At 38.3% G+C, this 17,463-nt stretch carries 16 protein-coding genes and 1 pseudogene; 8 read left to right on the forward strand and 9 right to left on the reverse strand.

Going from position 1 to position 17,463, the window contains the following annotated elements; translation table 11 throughout:
- A pseudogene (locus tag M901_RS06385) lies at positions 1–553 on the forward strand (tyrosine--tRNA ligase); the annotation flags it as partial.
- Positions 554–586: 33 nt separating this feature from the next.
- On the opposite strand, the gene M901_RS06390 reads toward M901_RS06385, so the two are convergent.
- The 6 genes from M901_RS06390 to M901_RS06415 form a co-directional block, all read right to left on the reverse strand.
- Complete coding sequence (locus M901_RS06390; RefSeq protein ID WP_021277370.1) at positions 587–1,390, reverse strand: hypothetical protein; 804 nt, start codon at positions 1,388–1,390, stop codon at positions 587–589.
- An 87-nt stretch (positions 1,391–1,477) separates the two neighbouring features.
- The gene (locus M901_RS06395; RefSeq protein WP_021277373.1) at positions 1,478–3,643 is read right to left on the reverse strand and encodes an APC family permease; all 2,166 of its coding nucleotides are present in this window, start codon (positions 3,641–3,643) and stop codon (positions 1,478–1,480) included.
- Between the two features lie 28 nt (positions 3,644–3,671).
- On the reverse strand, positions 3,672–4,361 hold the full coding sequence (locus tag M901_RS06400; RefSeq protein WP_021277363.1) for a PleD family two-component system response regulator: 690 nt from the start codon (positions 4,359–4,361) through the stop codon (positions 3,672–3,674).
- Positions 4,361–5,044, reverse strand: a complete 684-nt coding sequence (locus M901_RS06405) for a response regulator (RefSeq protein ID WP_021277364.1) — start codon at positions 5,042–5,044, stop codon at positions 4,361–4,363. Before M901_RS06405 ends, M901_RS06400 begins: the two co-directional genes overlap by 1 nt.
- A 6-nt stretch (positions 5,045–5,050) precedes the next feature.
- Positions 5,051–5,344 carry an Hpt domain-containing protein gene (locus tag M901_RS06410; protein WP_021277375.1) on the reverse strand — a complete coding sequence of 98 codons (294 nt, stop codon included), beginning with the start codon at positions 5,342–5,344 and terminating at the stop codon, positions 5,051–5,053.
- 104 nt (positions 5,345–5,448) lie between these two features.
- A complete protein-coding gene (locus M901_RS06415; RefSeq protein WP_021277372.1) occupies positions 5,449–6,786 on the reverse strand; it encodes a response regulator in 1,338 nt (445 codons plus the stop codon).
- A 127-nt stretch (positions 6,787–6,913) separates the two neighbouring features.
- Between M901_RS06415 and M901_RS06420 the strand changes: the two genes are divergently transcribed.
- The 3 genes from M901_RS06420 to M901_RS06430 are packed head-to-tail and all read left to right on the forward strand — an operon-like array spanning position 6,914 to position 9,919.
- Positions 6,914–8,392, forward strand: a complete 1,479-nt coding sequence (locus M901_RS06420) for a response regulator (protein ID WP_021277377.1) — start codon at positions 6,914–6,916, stop codon at positions 8,390–8,392.
- Positions 8,389–8,742: a response regulator gene (locus M901_RS06425; RefSeq protein ID WP_021277376.1), complete on the forward strand. Its 354-nt coding sequence runs from the start codon at positions 8,389–8,391 to the stop codon at positions 8,740–8,742. The genes M901_RS06420 and M901_RS06425 overlap by 4 nt, the downstream gene beginning before the upstream one ends.
- A gap of 4 nt (positions 8,743–8,746) precedes the next feature.
- Complete coding sequence (locus M901_RS06430; protein WP_021277360.1) at positions 8,747–9,919, forward strand: response regulator; 1,173 nt, start codon at positions 8,747–8,749, stop codon at positions 9,917–9,919.
- Here M901_RS06430 and M901_RS06435 read toward each other — a convergent pair.
- The 3 genes from M901_RS06435 to nadE form a co-directional block, all read right to left on the reverse strand.
- Positions 9,916–10,287 carry a response regulator gene (locus M901_RS06435; protein WP_021277361.1) on the reverse strand — a complete coding sequence of 124 codons (372 nt, stop codon included), beginning with the start codon at positions 10,285–10,287 and terminating at the stop codon, positions 9,916–9,918. The two genes, M901_RS06430 and M901_RS06435, sit on opposite strands and share 4 nt — an antisense overlap.
- A 209-nt stretch (positions 10,288–10,496) precedes the next feature.
- Complete coding sequence (locus M901_RS17255; RefSeq protein WP_021277374.1) at positions 10,497–11,117, reverse strand: hypothetical protein; 621 nt, start codon at positions 11,115–11,117, stop codon at positions 10,497–10,499.
- A gap of 33 nt (positions 11,118–11,150) precedes the next feature.
- Positions 11,151–12,893: an NAD(+) synthase gene (gene nadE, locus M901_RS06445; protein WP_021277369.1), complete on the reverse strand. Its 1,743-nt coding sequence runs from the start codon at positions 12,891–12,893 to the stop codon at positions 11,151–11,153.
- A gap of 71 nt (positions 12,894–12,964) precedes the next feature.
- Here nadE and trmFO point away from each other — a divergent pair, with 71 nt between their 5' ends.
- The 4 genes from trmFO to M901_RS06465 are packed head-to-tail and all read left to right on the forward strand — an operon-like array spanning position 12,965 to position 17,281.
- Complete coding sequence (trmFO, locus tag M901_RS06450) at positions 12,965–14,323, forward strand: methylenetetrahydrofolate--tRNA-(uracil(54)-C(5))-methyltransferase (FADH(2)-oxidizing) TrmFO (protein ID WP_021277371.1); 1,359 nt, start codon at positions 12,965–12,967, stop codon at positions 14,321–14,323.
- 1 nt (position 14,324) lies between these two features.
- Complete coding sequence (locus tag M901_RS06455) at positions 14,325–15,224, forward strand: DMT family transporter (RefSeq protein ID WP_021277366.1); 900 nt, start codon at positions 14,325–14,327, stop codon at positions 15,222–15,224.
- A 12-nt stretch (positions 15,225–15,236) separates the two neighbouring features.
- Positions 15,237–16,199: an NAD-dependent epimerase/dehydratase family protein gene (locus M901_RS06460; RefSeq protein WP_021277365.1), complete on the forward strand. Its 963-nt coding sequence runs from the start codon at positions 15,237–15,239 to the stop codon at positions 16,197–16,199.
- A gap of 17 nt (positions 16,200–16,216) precedes the next feature.
- Positions 16,217–17,281 (forward strand): hypothetical protein, encoded by a 1,065-nt coding sequence (locus M901_RS06465; RefSeq protein ID WP_021277362.1) that lies wholly within the window; start codon positions 16,217–16,219, stop codon positions 17,279–17,281.
- Positions 17,282–17,463: the final 182 nt, after the last annotated feature.

Below are 17,463 nucleotides of genomic sequence, written 5' to 3' on the forward strand. Positions count from 1 at the left end.
AAGTGCAGAAATGACTTCACCATATAAGATGTATCAATTCTTGTTAAATCAAGATGACTCAATCGTGGACTCACTTCTTAAGTGTTATACTTTCCTAAGTCTTGAGGAGATTGCTTCTCTTAAAGACAAGACAGAAAATGAGCCTCACTTAAGAGCGGCACAAAAAGCTCTTGCTGAAGAGGTTGTTAAGCTTGTTCACGGTGAAGAGGGACTTGAGGCCGCTCTTAGAGCAACATCATTCTTCTTTGGACAGAAGATTGAAAATGTGACTGATGCTCAATTGAGCTCAATTTTTGAAGATGTTCCTGCTATCACACTAGAGAAATCTTTTCTTGAAGGAGAGGGGGGAGATTATTTAGAGATGCTTGCTCAGACGCCTTTTTTCAAGTCAAAGGGGGAGGCCAGAAGATCTGTCCAACAAAATGGTGTCGCGATAAATAATGTTAAAGTGGCCGATGTTGAGAAGAAGATTACTTCTGAGGATCTTGCTAGTGAAACTTCTCTGATTATAAAAAAGGGAAAGAAGAATTACTGTGTTGTAAAATTCAACTAGATATAGAAAGGCCCTCTTTAAAGAGGGCTTTTTTTATAGATTATAAGCACTTCTAATATAGCTATCGGGAGTGTTCTCATAGAGCTTAAGACGGTTCTTTTTCTTATGCTCTTCAATGTAACTTCCATAACAATCATAATTTTCAATTAGATATTTCACGTAGAGATCTTGCTGATTAAAAGCGTATCTTTCTGCTCTAAATCTAGCGATTGAATCAACTTCATTATAGGCATTGTAAACATCTTCTAGTTGAGAGTCTTCTTCACTAGAGAGAAACTCTGAGAAGTGGACTTCGCTACTTGGAGTATAGCCTCTTGTTAATGCCTGTTCATAGAGCTCATCATACTTTGTTTTATAAAGATCAAAGAGCTCAAAAACCTCTTTCAGCTCAAGAGGGATCTTCTCGTCAAAGGCATGGGAAAGCTCATGGTAGAGAAATATTGTAAGTAGACCTAGTTCATCTGACTTATTAATATAGATCGAATTCTTCTCATGAATAAAGAGTGCCGATGTCTTCTTATCAATTCCGTATTGCTGGCGAATGTAATCTGTGAACTCTCGGATATGGAGCTCTCCATTTTCAATGGCCTGTTGTGCTCTTGCATAGAGTGAAGGATTAAAACTTTTAATGAACTCTAAAGCCTCTTCATATTTTTTGCCGTCATTAAGAGTATACTCTTTCTCTGCGAGTTTAATCTGACAAGTCCCAACCTCACTTCTAAGACTATTTCGATAATCTCTCCATGTAGGTGAGTGGTCGATATCAATTCCCCCAAAGTTAGAGAAATCAATGGCCATTGTGTTCAGAGTAAGTAGTGAGATAATGATTTTCTTCATAGAGCTTATATGCCCTAGAATCGGAAAAAATGATAGCAATGTGATAGAAAATACAGGGCTAATCAGGCCTGAAATCAGGCCCTTAGCTTATTTAGTGATAGTTCTTGCACCATAGAGACAGATAACTGAACAAGCGGCATCGGCGATAATCTTATCTTCTTCGGTACCAAATTTATTCTTCCAGCTATACTTTGTTGTTGCTCCAATCACTAAGAGGTCAAACTCAACGGCCGAGCCACTGATGACTTCGACTTTATCTTGTCCCGTTAGGAGCATTGTACTTTTTCGAGTTTTAACATGCGCGACAGTATTATTGATGTAACTTTCTTGGTTGGTCGTCATCTCCTCACTCATTCCTTCTGGAACAAACATTCCAAAAGTAATGTCTGCCTTATTTACCTCGGCAAAGTGAGCGGCCGTTTCAACAACGGTATTGTCGATAGGGTGGTGATTGAGAATAACAAGAATTTTTCTGACATAGCGAACACCGGTATCTCTAAAAATAGCTAAATTACACTCGAGGTGTGACTTTAACCAATCAATTGGTGTTGATACCGTAAAGTTTCCACGCCCTCTTCCGGCCCATTCAAGCATTAGCCACTGGCAGTGCATTCTCTGGCTGACTTCATAGATTGTTTTTGCGATATCGTGAGAGACAACAGGGTCAAAAGTAATAGGAACACCCTTTTCAATGGCCATGGCAATCACACGTCTTCTCAAAGAGCGAAGTTCTGCTGGTTCATCAATAAAGTCACTTAGATCTGTTTGTTCAGGGGCCTCTGTTAAGTGGGCCACTTCTAAACTTCCTTCTCCAGTTAAAGAGGCACCCATTTCAATAAGCATCTCTGGTGATCTTTCCTTCCCAAGAAGGGCCACAACAACTGAAGCATCACGGCTTAAGTCCATGGTTTCAATTGAGCTTGGACCAAAGACTTTTTCGTCAACCAGATCAGCCCTTTTTCCACGGATCCCGACAACACCTTTGCGATTGGTTCTCTTTCTTCCATAGGCCAGAAAGATAAAGATTCCTGGTATTGAAATAGATAGAAGCCCAACGATGGCCAATTGTCCCATTTCTGAGAGTAGAACTAAACTGGCGATTATTCCTATGATTTGAGTAAAAGGATAGAAGCGACTTCTGTATGAAGGTCTATACCACTGAACTCTTGTTTCTCTTAAGACGATGACCGCAACATTCTCTAGCAAGTAAATGATAAGAATAAAAGAGGAGGCCAATTTGGCAATCTTTGGAACATCGAGAAAGAGAATAACCGCTGCAATTAGTAATCCTGAAATAAGGATACTCCATACAGGGGTAAGAAATTTCTTATGAAGATGACCAAAGCGACTTGGAATAAGATTATCTCGCCCCATGGCAAAGGGGAATCTTGACGAGGCGAGTACTCCTGCATTTGCCATAGATGTCATCGTGAGAATGGCCAATACAGCAATAAATGAACCAAAAGTGTGTCCACCATAAGTTGTGGCCATAGTGTAAATGGGCTTAAGATTACCCTTAAGAGCTTCCATTGGAACGAACTTAGCAAGTGCATATGTCGTAAAACAATAAACTGCTGCAACCGTGAAAAGAGAGATCATAATCCCTCGTGGTAAGTTCTTCTCTGGATCCTTGATCTCCTCTGCAATGGCCGCCACTTTGGTAACTCCGGCATATGAGACGAAGACCAGACCGGCAGATTTTAAGAAGCCTGTGCCGCCATTGGGAAACCAATTATCTATTTCAACTCGGATTGGGTTGAGCATAATTGTTGTATCAAGTAAGAGAAGACACCCAAGTGAGCAGGCGACAATGAAAATGAGAAAGCTACTAACTTTACCAACTCCAACAATATTGAGGATTGTAATAACGAGAGTAAGTGAGAGGGCAAGTGTATTGAGATCATAGTCTGTCAGAACACTGAGATAGGCCCCAAAACCAACCAGAGCAAAAGAGGCCTTCAATAATAGTGAAAGCCAAAGTCCGAGACCCGAAATTGTTCCGGCCAGGGGTCCAAAAGTTCTCTCCAGATAAACATAGGTTCCACCTGAAGTTGGCATGGCCGTTGCGAGTTCTGATTTACTCATGGCCGCTGGCAGAACACAAATGGCCGCGACTAAATATCCTAACCAAACACTTGGTCCAGTAAGTTCGAAGGCCAGACCTGGAAGTACAAAAATTCCTGATCCCAACATTGAGCCAATACTGATGGCCACAACTGCTGTTAAGCCTAAACTTCTTTCGAGTTTTTTCAAAGGTACTCCTAAATACTTTTAAATATCTTTATTCAGCTAAAGGAGGGGACTTGACCATGATCCTACGAATCGTTGGTAAGAGATCACCATGTTCAATGGGATCGAGGATAAGGTGGAGAAAGTAACCACCGCTTTCCCTGTCGAGGGAGACGTTACTGACTGTAAATTTACGCGAAGCGAGAAAGTCATTGTGTAACTCTATCAAGCTTCCCTTAGCAATATAGTTATTGCTATAAATTGTAATCTGTTCTTCATTCATTGAATAGATATTTAATGGAATCTTAAAATAACACTCAGAGTCACCAGTAGGGACAGCATAGAAGGGAAATTGGACTTCGTCATCTTCTTTATCCAAGAAGACATTGAGCTTAGCGATAATAATATTCTCATCGATTGGCTTTTGAATATAGTCATTGGCCCCGGCCTCTAGAGCACGCTTAATATCAGCTTCTGAATTTCGACGAGACATGACAATGATGACAACTTCATTTCCAATTTTCTTTCTCATCATTTCGACGATCTTGTAACCGAAACCATCGTGATCTCCTAGGTTGAGATCAACAATACACAGATGTGGCTTAAAGCTGACAACTTTTGAAAAGAAGTCCTCAATTTTTGAGACTGACTCACTTTCAAAGTCGTGCTTTTTAAGAATCTTCCTTACAAGTAGGTTGATATCTTCATCGTCATCAATGGTAAGAATTCTCTTTTGCGACACTATACTTTTCTCGTGTTAAGTTTTCTAATATTCTTCAAATTATTGTCATTAAGACCTATAAGTTGAATCTTTGTATCATACGTTCCAGGGGTGACATCCTTACTAAACTCTTGAATAATAAGTTGAGTCTTTTCTAAATCAAACTTCTTAAGAAAAGGACTTTCAATAAATATCTTTCTCTTTTCCTGAAACTTTATTTTCGATCTCAATATTACTGAGACTTCACTGATTTTAGTAAGAGATCCCAAGAAACGAGCAGTTAATTGAGAGTATTCAGAGTGAATATTTCTGGCCTCTGGAAAAACTAGCTCTGGTCCCATCTTTTTTAAAGTGGTTGATAGGGTTGTATTGTTAATAGGTTTTATAAGGTAGCCATCCGTTCCCAGTTTCTTAGAAAGATCAATGGCCTTCTTGCTCGAAAGGGAGCTAATCATCAGGATTTTAATTCGATGGTATTGATCAAATTTTCTTACCTGACCAATCATGTTAAATCCACTTTCTTCATCGAGATTTATATCGAGAAGAATAAGATGGGGAACAACTTCTTGAACTAGCTTAAGGGCCGTTCTCGTATTTCCTGCTTCATAGACTTCGTGACCCATAGAGATTAAAAGCTTATTAAGATAAGCTCTCATATCTGGGTCATCATCAACGATTAATATAACCTTACTCTTTCTTGCCATAGCATCCTATACGAAAACAACTTCAATTTCTCTGACATAGTTTTCAAATTCTTGTACGAGTGCTTGCACTTTTTCCAAGCTAGATTCTCTTGCGGCCAACTCTATATTCTTAGCAATCGCACCTAGCTCATCAAAACCATAGCCTCCTGAGCTTCCTGAAACTTTATGACCCACTTTTTGAAGGGTTGCAAAATCATTTGCTGCAACAGCTGTTTTTAAAGTTTCAATATCTTTTTCTCTGTTATTTAAGAATCCCGGTAGGATATCCTTAAGCTCTTCATCAACTTCTACTTTTGCCATGCTTTCTCCCTACAATGTATAAGTATCGAATCTCTCATATTATAACCCAAGACCATGATCGAAGATAAACTAGTTCATGGTATTTTTTACCAGTAATTAGGTAGTTAACTCTTGTTTTTGATGTAGATAATCTCTAAGGCCCTAATGATCTTAGCGAAATTTGCTCCTTCAAAGTGAAATTTGACTACAGTCAGTGAGTCTCTGATCATATTTGGGTCAAACTTGTGGGCATAGAGCTGATTGGAAAAGCAGTGGGCCACAAGAAAAACTGAGACAACTTGATTGAGTCGGTCCATTTGAAAGTTTGAATTAAAAGGGTAGTCCTTCTCAAAGAGATGGTGATGACTCATGATCATCTGAATATCATCTGTAATATCTGGAAGGTTTTTGAAGTTCTTCAGGATATTATGATGATTTTGAATGGCCTTAATCTCTTTGTCATCGAGTTCTTTAATTTTCTTTGGTTCAATATCGTGAATATAGCATGTTTCGGCATTAGTTATACCAATATCGTGAACAAGAGAAGCAAAGGATAGTCTTTCTAAAACGGCATGACTTAGTCCAAGCTCCTTGCAAAGATGAGAGCAGATACAGGTAATCAAATAAGTATGATCATATGTGTAGTCTTTTGAGTTAATTAAATGGGCGAGGAGGTCTTTGAGTGACTTTTCCCCAGAAGCTTGTTCAAGAACTTTTGAACTCACTTGCTCTGCCATATCGAGTACGTACTCAGAAATTCCTACGCCACTCATTAGAGTTGCAAGGTAGCGATGGGTCTTTTGGGCCTCTTTGATAAAGTCTTTAGAAGATAGATTATCTGAGAAGAGAAATTTGGTACTTCCAAAGTTCACTAGAAATTCATCATAGTCTTTTCTTTCAATAAAGAGATGCCCGACATTCTTCTTAATATATTTGTCGATAAAATCAATATCATATGTATCGCCAGCATTGAGAATCTTGACGTACTTATTATTTGAGAGTTTGACAAAGATAGGGCATTGAGTCCCTGAAAATCTAAGAAAATTATGTATTCTAATTGGGAAGAAGGCCGCGGTACTTTTTATCGTCGGCTGATCAATTATCCCTTTGATAAACTCTTTAAACGCCTTTGGCTTAGCCGGTTTAGAGAGGTAGTGAAATTGTGGCGCTTGAAATTTCTCATGACCTAACATGAGAAGATTTTCTTTTTCTTCACTTGAGAAGAGGACAAACTTTGATTTTAAGTCGTTGGTGATCACATATTCAAAGACCGCATCTCCCTTTCCATGAGGGGGCATCTCATAATCACAGATAATGAGGTCATAACTCTTCTCTTGGAGAAGATTTATAGCATGATCAGGCCGAGTCGCACGGTCAACTATATCTGGATTGAATATATTTTCGAGAATTATCGCCAACAATTCTAGTATTGTTGTGTCGTCATCCACTAATAAGATTTTCATTGAAAGCCCTCTTCAAGAAAACTTATCGACAAAATCCTTTAATATCTTTAGTTTAGGAAATTTTTTTGCCTGATGAATCAATTCACCCTGAAAAATGATAAAATAAGTATTATTTTGGAAAATCAGTATGAAAATAGCGTTTTTTGGTGAAAATTTAAGTTTTTTCAAAAGTTTAGAAACCGAACTTTTAACAGCTGGCTATAGTGCAAGTCATGCTTCTGAGATCGAAAATTTTCTCAAACTTTTGGAAGATGCGGCACTCATTGTTGTGGATGAGGAGTTTGTGAGTACCTCTAATATTGATGTGATGAAATCAATAAGAGACTGGGAAGCAACGAGAAAGTCTAAGAACCTTCCGGTTATCTTCGTCAGTGACTCAGATGACTTTGATAAACGTATTGATGCTTTTAATAGAGGGGCAGATGAGTATGTGGATAAGTATGATATTAAATCTATCATCTTAAAAACAAACTTCTTTTTAAGGCCTGATCTTATTTGGCACGGACTCAATACCATCCTTGTTGAGGATGATAGAATTTCTGCAAAGTTTATTTCCCATGTTTTAAAATCAAAGGGTGCTAAAGTTCATCACTTTCTTGATGCCGTGACGGCCTTTGAGTATATCCGTGAGAACCCTAGGATCGATTTGATTCTTACGGATCATATTATGCCTAATCTCACAGGGATTGCCTTTGTTAAAAAGATTAGAAGTGAGCTTGGCCTAAAGAATATTCCAATTGTTTTTATCAGTTCTGTCCAGGATAAGGTTGAGATTCTTGAATTTTATAAAGTCGGTGGTAATGACTATATTGCCAAGCCACTGATTAAAGAAGAGCTCTATGTAAAAGTAAATCAACTTTTAGAAAATAGGATTAAATCAGACATTCTCAAGTCCCAAGTTGATGAGCTTGAAAAACTCAATCGTCTTAAAGATCAATTCCTTGCTGTTTGTTCTCATGATCTCAGAACGCCCCTCAATACAATTATCGGTTTAAGTAACCTCATTGTTACTGATGAGGATGATATTGAAGAGATTAAGGAAATGACAGGGCAGATTGAAAACTCTGCTAAAGATCTTCTCGAAATGGTTAATGAGCTTCTTGATTTTAGTGAATTAAAAATCAAGCGTGCGGATATTAAGCTTGAGAAAATGAATGTTGGAGAGCTTCTTAAAAACTGTATTCTTAAGATGAATTCTATTAATACTAAGCATATTGATATGTCATATAAATCCACTTCAAAACAAGAACCAGTTATTATGGGAAATATAGGGATGCTTACACGTGCCTTTAACAATATCCTGACGAACTCGTATAAGTTTACAAGTGCCAATGGCTCAATTAAGGCCAAAGTGGAAGTTAAGAAAGATCGTGTTATTACGACAATTAGTGATACGGGAATTGGAATTCCTGAAAAGTTTCAAAAAAGTATTTTTGACCAACTCTCAGGCGCCGGTAGAACAGGACTTTCTGGGGAAAAGAGTGTTGGACTTGGAATGAGTATTGTAAAGAATATCATCGATAAGCACGGTGGGACTGTGACTCTTGAGAGTGTTGAAGGTAAGGGAACGACAGTGAGTTTTAAATTTGAGTTGGTGAAGTCATGAAGAATATTCTATTTATTGATGATAGCGAAGATAATCTCAATCTTTATAAAATCTATTTCAAAAAAGTTGAAGAGATAGAGGTTCGCTTCGTTGGAAGTGCCCAGGCCGGTATAGATGAGGCCCTTAATCATGAATATGACCTGATTTTCTTAGATATTCAAATGCCTGATCTCGATGGTTTTGAAGTTCTTTCAAAGCTTAGAGCTGAAGGGGTTGAATCTAAAATTGTGGCCCTCACTGGTTTCAGCGATAGTGAAACTATTAGTAAGATTGAAGGGGCTAACTTTGATAACTACCTTAAGAAGCCAATATTGAAAAAAGACCTTCTTAAATTTGTGGAAAATGGATAGGTATATGACGGGTGATAATTTTAATAAAGAAATTGCCAAGGCTAAAGCAGAGTTTATTAATAACCTGCCAAGTTTTATCGATAAGCTCTCAGCTCTTTTAAAGTCCTTTCATGGCAAAAAGAAGGGGGAGATAGAGATTAAGGAACTTTCTGATTTTGTCAGAGAACTTCATAATATAAAGTCCGTTTCAGGATCTTATGGTATTGATTTTATCGGAAGTGCCATTCGTAATATTCTCGATCACACTTCAAATATTTATGAACTTCAAGATGATGACTACCTTGATGTTGAATTATCCATGAAGATCTTTGAGCTCTTAAATAATTTTATTCAGAATTATCAAGATGATGATGGATTACAAGAAGAGCTCGATACGATTTTAAGAACTGATACAGCAAAGAAGAGAGTTCTTGTCGTTGAAAATGATGCGAATCTTATTAAACACTTTAAAAAGATCTTTGAAGAAAAGGGAGTAAATTTCTCTGTTGTCTCAAGTGGAATAGAGGCCTTCAATATTCTTTTAAATGAGAAATATGATCTCTTAGTGACAGATCTTCATGTAGGAAAGCTTGATGGGCCATCACTTATTGCCGCGACGAGAGTGGCCAATTGTATCAATAAGAATATTCGCACAATTATGTTAAGTGTGAGTTACTTCGACTTATTGCCATCTCTTTCGATGCCTGACTTCTTTATCTCCAAGAATGAGAATATCCTTAATGAGCTCTCGCAAAATATAGATAGATTTCTCAATGAAGATACTATTCAAAGTAATGAGAAGATCAAGGTATTAAGCCTTGACGATGATACAAATATTCATGATCTTCTTAAGATTTCATTCTCTTCTCATTCGATAGGCTATAGAGCGGCCACAAATAGTGAAGACTTCATTCGCCTGTATCGTGAGGAGAAGCCGGATCTTGTTCTATTGGACCTTATTCTCGATGATGAAAGTGGAGTGGATGCTATTAAGAAGCTCAAAGAGTATGAATCAAATTTCGATGTCCCTGTCATTGTTCTGACAAGTTTAAAAGGAAAGCTAAAATCTGATCTTCTTTCAGAGGTTCCCTTTATCATAGGGGCCCTTTCTAAGCCTTTTACACCTAAGGCCATGGCCAATGAGGTGATCGGGCTTTTTAATCAAAATAAGAGATCATTTAAGAGCTGGTCGAGCTAAATATTGAGCATTTTATCTTTAAGTGCCGCGAAATCGACTGGCTTAGTGATATAGTCATCAGCCCCAAGCTCTTTTGCAAGAGACTGTCTTTCCGTATCCGTGTAAGCGGATGACATAAAGACGGGAAGTTGTGGTCTGATAGATTTCACTTCTCTTAGGAGTTCAAAACCTGAGAGTCCAGGCATGTTGATATCAGAGATAATCAGTTGAAAAGAATCTTCCGCTCCATTATTGATCTTTTCTAAAGCGTCTTCTCCAGAGATGGAAAATACAAGCTCAAGCAAACCACCGTTTACTTCTTTTTTAAAAACTTTCTCATAGAGAAATTGGACAGATTTTTCATCGTCCTCAATTAATATTCTTTTCATAATACTCACTAAATATAAATCATCCTAGTGATGATAACCTAAGCTTGTAAAATTTTGTACGGTTTAAGAAAAATTAACCAAAAATTTTAACTGTTTTTTTATAGTAACATAGCGTCAAAATGCGAGCAAATATAAAATTTAAGTGATTGAAATTGTGGAATTGACAAAAAAAGGGGAGTGCCAACTCCCCTGTGATTATGTGATTTGATTTACTTCTTTTTTACTGGCGCTTTCTTCGTTGTTTTTGTTTGGACAGGTCTTTTTTTTGCGGCCGTTTTCTTGGTTGTTTTTGCTGTTTTTGCGGCGGCTTTCTTGGTTGTTTTCTTAGCCGTTTTCTTTGTCGCTTTCTTGGCTACTTTCTTAGCCGTTTCTTTGTCGCTTTCTTTGCAGCTTCTTTGCAGCTTCTTTGCAGCTTTTTTGGCCGTCTTTGGTGCAGCTTTCTTTGTTGTCTTGCTTGTCGATTTTCTCGACTTAGTTACTTTGGCAACCTTCTTAGCTTTTTTGATTTCTTCTTTAACGTGCTTTTCAAGATTCTTTTGTAGCTTGTTAAGTTCTTTAACCTGCTCATCTAGAAATTTCTTGGCCTTTTTAAGTTCGTCTTGAATTGTCTTATCGATAAGCTTCTCTACAGATTCTTTCTCTTTTTGAATCTTACCAACTACTTTTTGTAGGTCTTTTTCAACGACGCTCTTAACTTCTTTTTCAGCATTCTTAACGATGTCTTTTACAGTTTTTTGAACATCTTTTAGTGATCCTTGTTGTACAACTTGTTCAACATGATCTTTAACTTCTTTAAATGACTTTAATAGTTTCTCAACATTCTTATTCATCTTAATCTCCTCTCAAATATATAGACTCTCAAATTATATATTACTTTTCTTGCATATCGGCATTCTACGACCAAAACCAAAGCTTTTTGATTTAATTTTCAAAATTGGGCAAAACTGTTTTCTCTTGTACTCAGAGAAAGTGCAAAGCCTAAGAGTCTTCTCCACATCATCCTTAGGCAAACCAAGATTGATGATGTCTTCTTTACTATAATTATATGAAAGATGACACTCTAAAATTGTATCTAAAATTTCATAGGCCGGAAGAGATTGTTGATCTTCTTGATTCTCTCTTAATTCAGCACTTGCTGGTCTCGTGATGACATCGTCTGGAATGATATTATGAAACTTCTTATTAATATACTTCGCTAACGAGTAAACTTCAGACTTATAAAGGTCTCCTAATACACTTAGAGCTCCTACTGAGTCTCCATAGAGAGTAGAATAACCAACCGCGAGTTCTGATTTATTCGACGTATTGAGAACCATGGCCCCTGTTTGATTACTTCTTGCATAGATGAGAGCACCACGTAGACGACTTTGAATATTTTCGTCGGCCAGACCTTCCATTGGCTCAAATGTCTGAGAAAATTGGTTTCTCACAGAACTATGAAGGAACTTAATTGGCAGCGAACTTAGCTTGATTCCTAAATTTTGACAGAGTTTCATGCTGATTTCCCAGCTCAATGTCGCCGAAAATTGTCCTGGCATATAGACTGCTTCAACTTCTTGTCCCTCTTTAAGAAAGAGCCTAACAAGTGTTAGAACCAGGGCCGAGTCCATTCCTCCAGAGAGAGCGACAAGAAATTTATTCATTCCACACTTTCTAGCATAGTCTTGAATTCCAATATTAAGGGCATGGAGAATCTCTTCACATTCTTCATCAGAGAGTTCAGGAATTCGGACTTTGTCATCTCTTGTTTCAAGTCTTGGGTTGAATAGAGAGTCCCAAGTATGTTCATCAACTTTTTTAAAGGTTTCTTCTGTTAATTGCTTCGCTTCAAAAATTGGCGCTAAGAACTTATCAGCGACAAAGCTCATGGCCTTGTGATGAAGTTTATTCTGTCCATAAACGAGACTTCCACCATCAAAGATAATCTCATCTTCAGAGCCAACTCTATTGACGTAGTAGTAGGGTGTTCCAAGAGTGTCAGAGATAAAGGCCACTCTTTCAAGACGGCTTTTTTCCTTTCCAAGATGGTAGGGACTTGCAGAGAAATTGATAATTCCGTTGATTTTTTGATTCTTCGCCTTTTCTTGTAGCAGTGCGATTGGCTTTGTGGCGTAGTGAGCGGAATCCCACATATCTTCACAGATGAGAAGCCCAAAGCTCTTTTCGGCAAAGTTCCAAATCGTCGCTTCATTTCCTGGCGTGAAGTACTTTGTTTCATCAAAGATATCATAGCTAGGAAGAAGCATTTTATTATAGAGGTTTACTAATTTCTTCGATTCAGTTGAGAGCTCAAAGACACAGTTGGAAATTGATTCGAGCAGATCATCATGAATCTCGTAATCAAGCCCACCCATTAGAAGTGCCGTCTCTTTCTTAGGGGCCAGCTCTTGCCACCAAGCGTTGAGATCATCAATAAATTGATGGTAACTATCGATAAAATCTCTTTGAAGACAGAGGTCTTGTAGGGGATATCCCGTTAGAAAAAGCTCTGGAAAGATATGAATATGACCCTCAAAGTCATCGGCCTGTGAAATTTCCTTAAGATATGAAAATATTTCATCAAAATCGGCTATTCTATGGTGTGTTTGGTGTATGTATATTTGCATGAATGTATCCCAAAGGGTAGATAAGATAACTAATTATTATAATTCTAGTTTATTACATAAAAAGGGTAAATATGACAAAAGTTATCGTCATCGGAGCGGGGCTTGCTGGAAGTGAAGCCGCAAACTTTCTGGCCAACAGAAATATTCAGGTCATTTTGATTGAAGGGAAGAAAGTTCAGAGAAATCCTTCTCAAAAAATTGACACATATGCTGAGCTTGTTTGTACAAACTCACTTAAGTCGATGCGTGAAGATTCTGGGCACGGGCTATTAAAAGTTGAGATGGACAAGCTTGGCTCAATTATCCTCGATGCAGGTCGACAACACGCCGTTCCTGCTGGTGATGCCCTTGCGGTCGATAGAGACAACTTCTCGGCTGAAGTGACTAAGAGGCTTCATGGTCATGAAAATATCACTGTTGTTGAAGAGCACGCCACTGATCCCAATGAGCTAATTCTTAAGTATGAGGCCGAAGCCTGTATCGTTGCAACAGGGCCTTTGACATCTGAAGGGCTTTCGAATTGGATTCAAAAGGAAATCTCGAATGATGATTTCTATTTCTATGATGCTATTGCACCAGTTGTTGATGCAGATAGTCTGGATTATTCAAAACTCTATTTTAAGGATCGCCATAAGCCAGTCTCGGAAGAAGAGGGACTTGAGGCCGATTACTTAAATGCTCCTATGAATAAAGAGCAATACGAAGATTTTATTAAGGAGCTTGTTGAGTCTAAGAAGGTTCCGGCCCAAAACTTTGAAGATTATAAGTTCTTCGAGAGTTGTTTGCCGGTAGATATTATGGCCGAAAGAGGGGTCGATACGGCCCGTTTCTCTTGTATGAAGCCAATTGGGCTTGAGATGCCTGATGGAACTCTTCCTTATGCTTGTGTCCAACTGAGAAAGGAGAACTTACTTGGAAGTGCTTTCAATCTTGTTGGTTTCCAAACGAGACTTACTTATGGAGAGCAAGTTAGAGTTTTCCAAAAGATTCCTGGTTTTGAAAATGCCAGCTTCTTACACCTAGGTTCTGTTCACAGAAACTCTTTCCTAAACTCAAGAACACTTCTTAATAATGATCTTTCTTCGAAGAAGTACCCTAATATTTATTTTGCAGGTCAAATCACTGGAGTTGAAGGTTATACTGAAAGTGCGGCCATGGGGCTCTATGTTGCAGCTCAGCTCTATAAGAAAATTAAAGGGGAGCAAGTTAAACCATGGCCTGTAGAATGTGGAATGGGAGCGCTAGTTAACTATATCATGACAGTTCCAAAGCCAACTCCATCAAATATCAATTTTGGTCTTCTTCCTCAGGTGACTCTTACTAAAGAGCAAAGAAGAGATCGTAAGAATAGAAAGAGATATAAGAAAGAGATTGCTTCTCAAAGAGCTCGTGAAGCATTCGAAAACTTTATGAAGGATTACTTAGTATAAGATGAAAGGTATTACTTTTATTATATTGGCCTGCCTTATGTGGGCCCTCGACACGCTGATTCGCTATCCACTTCTCTTTAGTGGTAAGAGCGCAGAGCTGATCGTCTTTGGAGAGCACCTACTGCTCTGTTTAGTTTTTTCGCCTATTATTTTTAAGTCGGCCAAGAAGTTTTGGAATGCTAAAGTTTCTCATATGGCCTACTTCTTTGTTATTGGTGGTCTTGGCTCAGCTATTGGAACCCTGACTTTTACCAAGGCCTTTTCAATTATCAATCCATCCCTTGTGATTCTCCTACAAAAGCTACAGCCGGTGATTGCTATTGCTCTGTCCTATGTTGTTTTAAAGGAGAGGATGAAGCCTGCTTTCTTTGCCTGGGCCATCCTTGCTCTCATTGGTGGAGTCATGATTAGTTATCAGGATCTTGCGCCTGCATTTAAGTTGATTCTTAGCGGTAAGGTGGACTTTAGTTCTAAGGCCTTTACGGGCTATGGACTGACTATGATTGCCGTCATCAGTTGGGGAGCGGCCACAGTTTTTGGAAAACTACTTGGTAAGCAAGGCTATGATGAAAAAGAGATTATGAGTGGTCGCTTTGTGATGGGGCTTCTTTGTTTACTGCCTTTTTTATTGAGTTTTAATATTTCGATAAATTTTGAACCCGTATTTTGGGGAAAGATTGTTATCCTCGCTGGGATGAGTGGCGCCTTGGGAATGTACTTTTACTACCGAGGACTTAAGCTTATACCGGCCCACTTGTGCACGTTGGCAGAAATGTTCTTCCCATTTCTTGCCGTGATAGTGAACTGGATCTTCTTAGGAAAGGATCTCAGTATGCTACAAATTTCCGGGGCAGCTCTTTTGCTTATGAGTTCAACCGTGATACAATTACGCCATTATTAGGGAGTATAACTTATGAAGAAATTGCCTGAATCTATGGAAGGTAAGACTGTATTAATCGCAGGAAGTGCTGGATTTGTACCGTCACATATGGCCGAGCTCTATCTTAAAAAAGGGGCTCATGTTGTTGGACTAGATAACTTTATCACTGGTTCAAAATCTAATATTGAAATCCTGTCTAAGTACGAAAAATTTGAATTCCACGAATGTAATATCTATGAAGCTCTACCAGACTTTAAAGACACGAAATTCGACTATATCTTATCACTAGCTTCTCCAGCTTCACCAATTGACTTTAAGGTGATCCCTCTGGAAATCATGCGAGTGAATTCTGAGGGGACAATGAAGCTTCTTGAACTAGCGAAAGAGCATGGTGCAAGATTTCTAGAGGCCTCAACTTCAGAGGTATATGGGGATCCTGAAATTCACCCTCAAGTTGAATCATATGTGGGGCATGTTAATCCAATTGGTCCAAGAAGTTGTTATGACGAGGCCAAAAGATACGCTGAAGCTCTCACCATGACATATAGAAACCGCTATAATGTTGATACGAGAATTATCCGTATCTTCAATACATATGGACCAAGAATGCGTCCAGATGATGGGAGAGTGATCCCTAATTTTGTAAATCAGGCCATTAAAGGTGATGATATTACAATTTATGGAGATGGGTCTCAGACCCGATCATTCTGCTACGTTTCCGACCTTGTCAATGCGATAGATCATGTTCTTATGCTAGGAGATCATCTACCATACAATATCGGAAATCCTGATGAATATACAATTAAAGACTGTGCTGAGTTGATTGTTGATGCCCTTGAAAGTAAGTCTGAACTTTCTTATTCAGAGCTTCCAAAGGATGACCCAAAAAGAAGAAGACCGGATATTTCACGAGTGATGAAATTGGGTTACCTTCCAAAGGTTACTTTTGCTGAAGGACTTCAAACAACAGCGGAGTACTTTAAGACATTGATGTAAAGAGATAGGAAATACTTGTGAAGATAGTTGTTAGTTGTGATGCAGTCGTTGATAGAGATTATTACTTAGAGGCAGTTGAAGCGGTTCTTGATATGGTAGGGGATAATTGTGAGCTCTACACTCTTGTTCACGCACCTAAGTCTGTTGTTGGGCCTATTGAAATGAGGCAAATTAAATCTACATTCTTAAGTAACTTCACTAAATCTTGGACCCAACTCTTAGCAAATAGCTACCTTATTCCTTCAGCGAGCAAGAATCTCTTAATTCCTTGTACAGCTGATCTCATTATTAATATCTCACGTGGTTTCTCTCATGGGATCAAAAAGTGTGAGCAGACAAGACAACTTACTTTTGTTGTAGAAGACCTCTACACAAAGCCTCGTAAGAAGAACCTTAAAGAAAAGATTTTTTCTCTTCTTGTAAAAAGCTTTCAAAAGAAAGGTTTAAATCAAGCAGATGATTTATGGGTAAGTCGCCTAGATTTAATCCCAGCTTCGCTTCATGATAAGGCCAAACTTGTTAGACCTCCTGTTAAGTTAGGAGATTATAAAATTCTTCCTGATGCACTTTTTCAAAGAGATTATATTTTAGTTAATGCAGAACCTCTAAATAATGAGCAAGCAGAAACAATTATAACTTCTCTAGAAAAGGCCAATATTAAATTTAAGTTCGTTGGAAAGGATGATCACCTTGAAGAACTTAAATTACAATATGAACCACATTTCTTTGGAAACCGTTGTGGGGGAGAGATGGCCCCTCTTATAAGTGGTTGCCAGTACCTCATCGACCTTGAAGAAAATGAGCTTCCTGTTTGGTCTCTAAAGACAATGGCAAGTGGAAGACCTGTTTTTTCTGCAGGAAATAATTTTGTGGAATTTGGGGAAGGTTTTTATCAAGCCGATTCAACACTCTTTGATAAAATTCAAAAGGTTGAAGAGTTTGATAAGAATAAAGTTCGCGCAAAGGCCGTGGCCTTTGAGGAACTTCGCTTCAAGCATATCTTAAATCGTGAATTAGAAATTATTAAAGAAGAGCTCGCTAATAAAACAACAGCTGAAGTCAGTCGCGCTGACTGCTGTTAATCATCTAAACTGATCCCTTTACGTGGGGCTAAGCCCGCCCAAATAATCCAAATTATAGAAACAAATAAAGATGTCGATATGCGCTTGCAGCATATCGACTCTCTTGGTCGAACACCAACTCTTTCTCCAATGAATATGCCAGCACTCCACCAAATTCTCTGTAGAATTTTGGAACATGAATA

This window comes from Bacteriovorax sp. DB6_IX (assembly GCF_000447775.1).
GTDB lineage: Bacteria > Bdellovibrionota > Bacteriovoracia > Bacteriovoracales > Bacteriovoracaceae > Halobacteriovorax_A.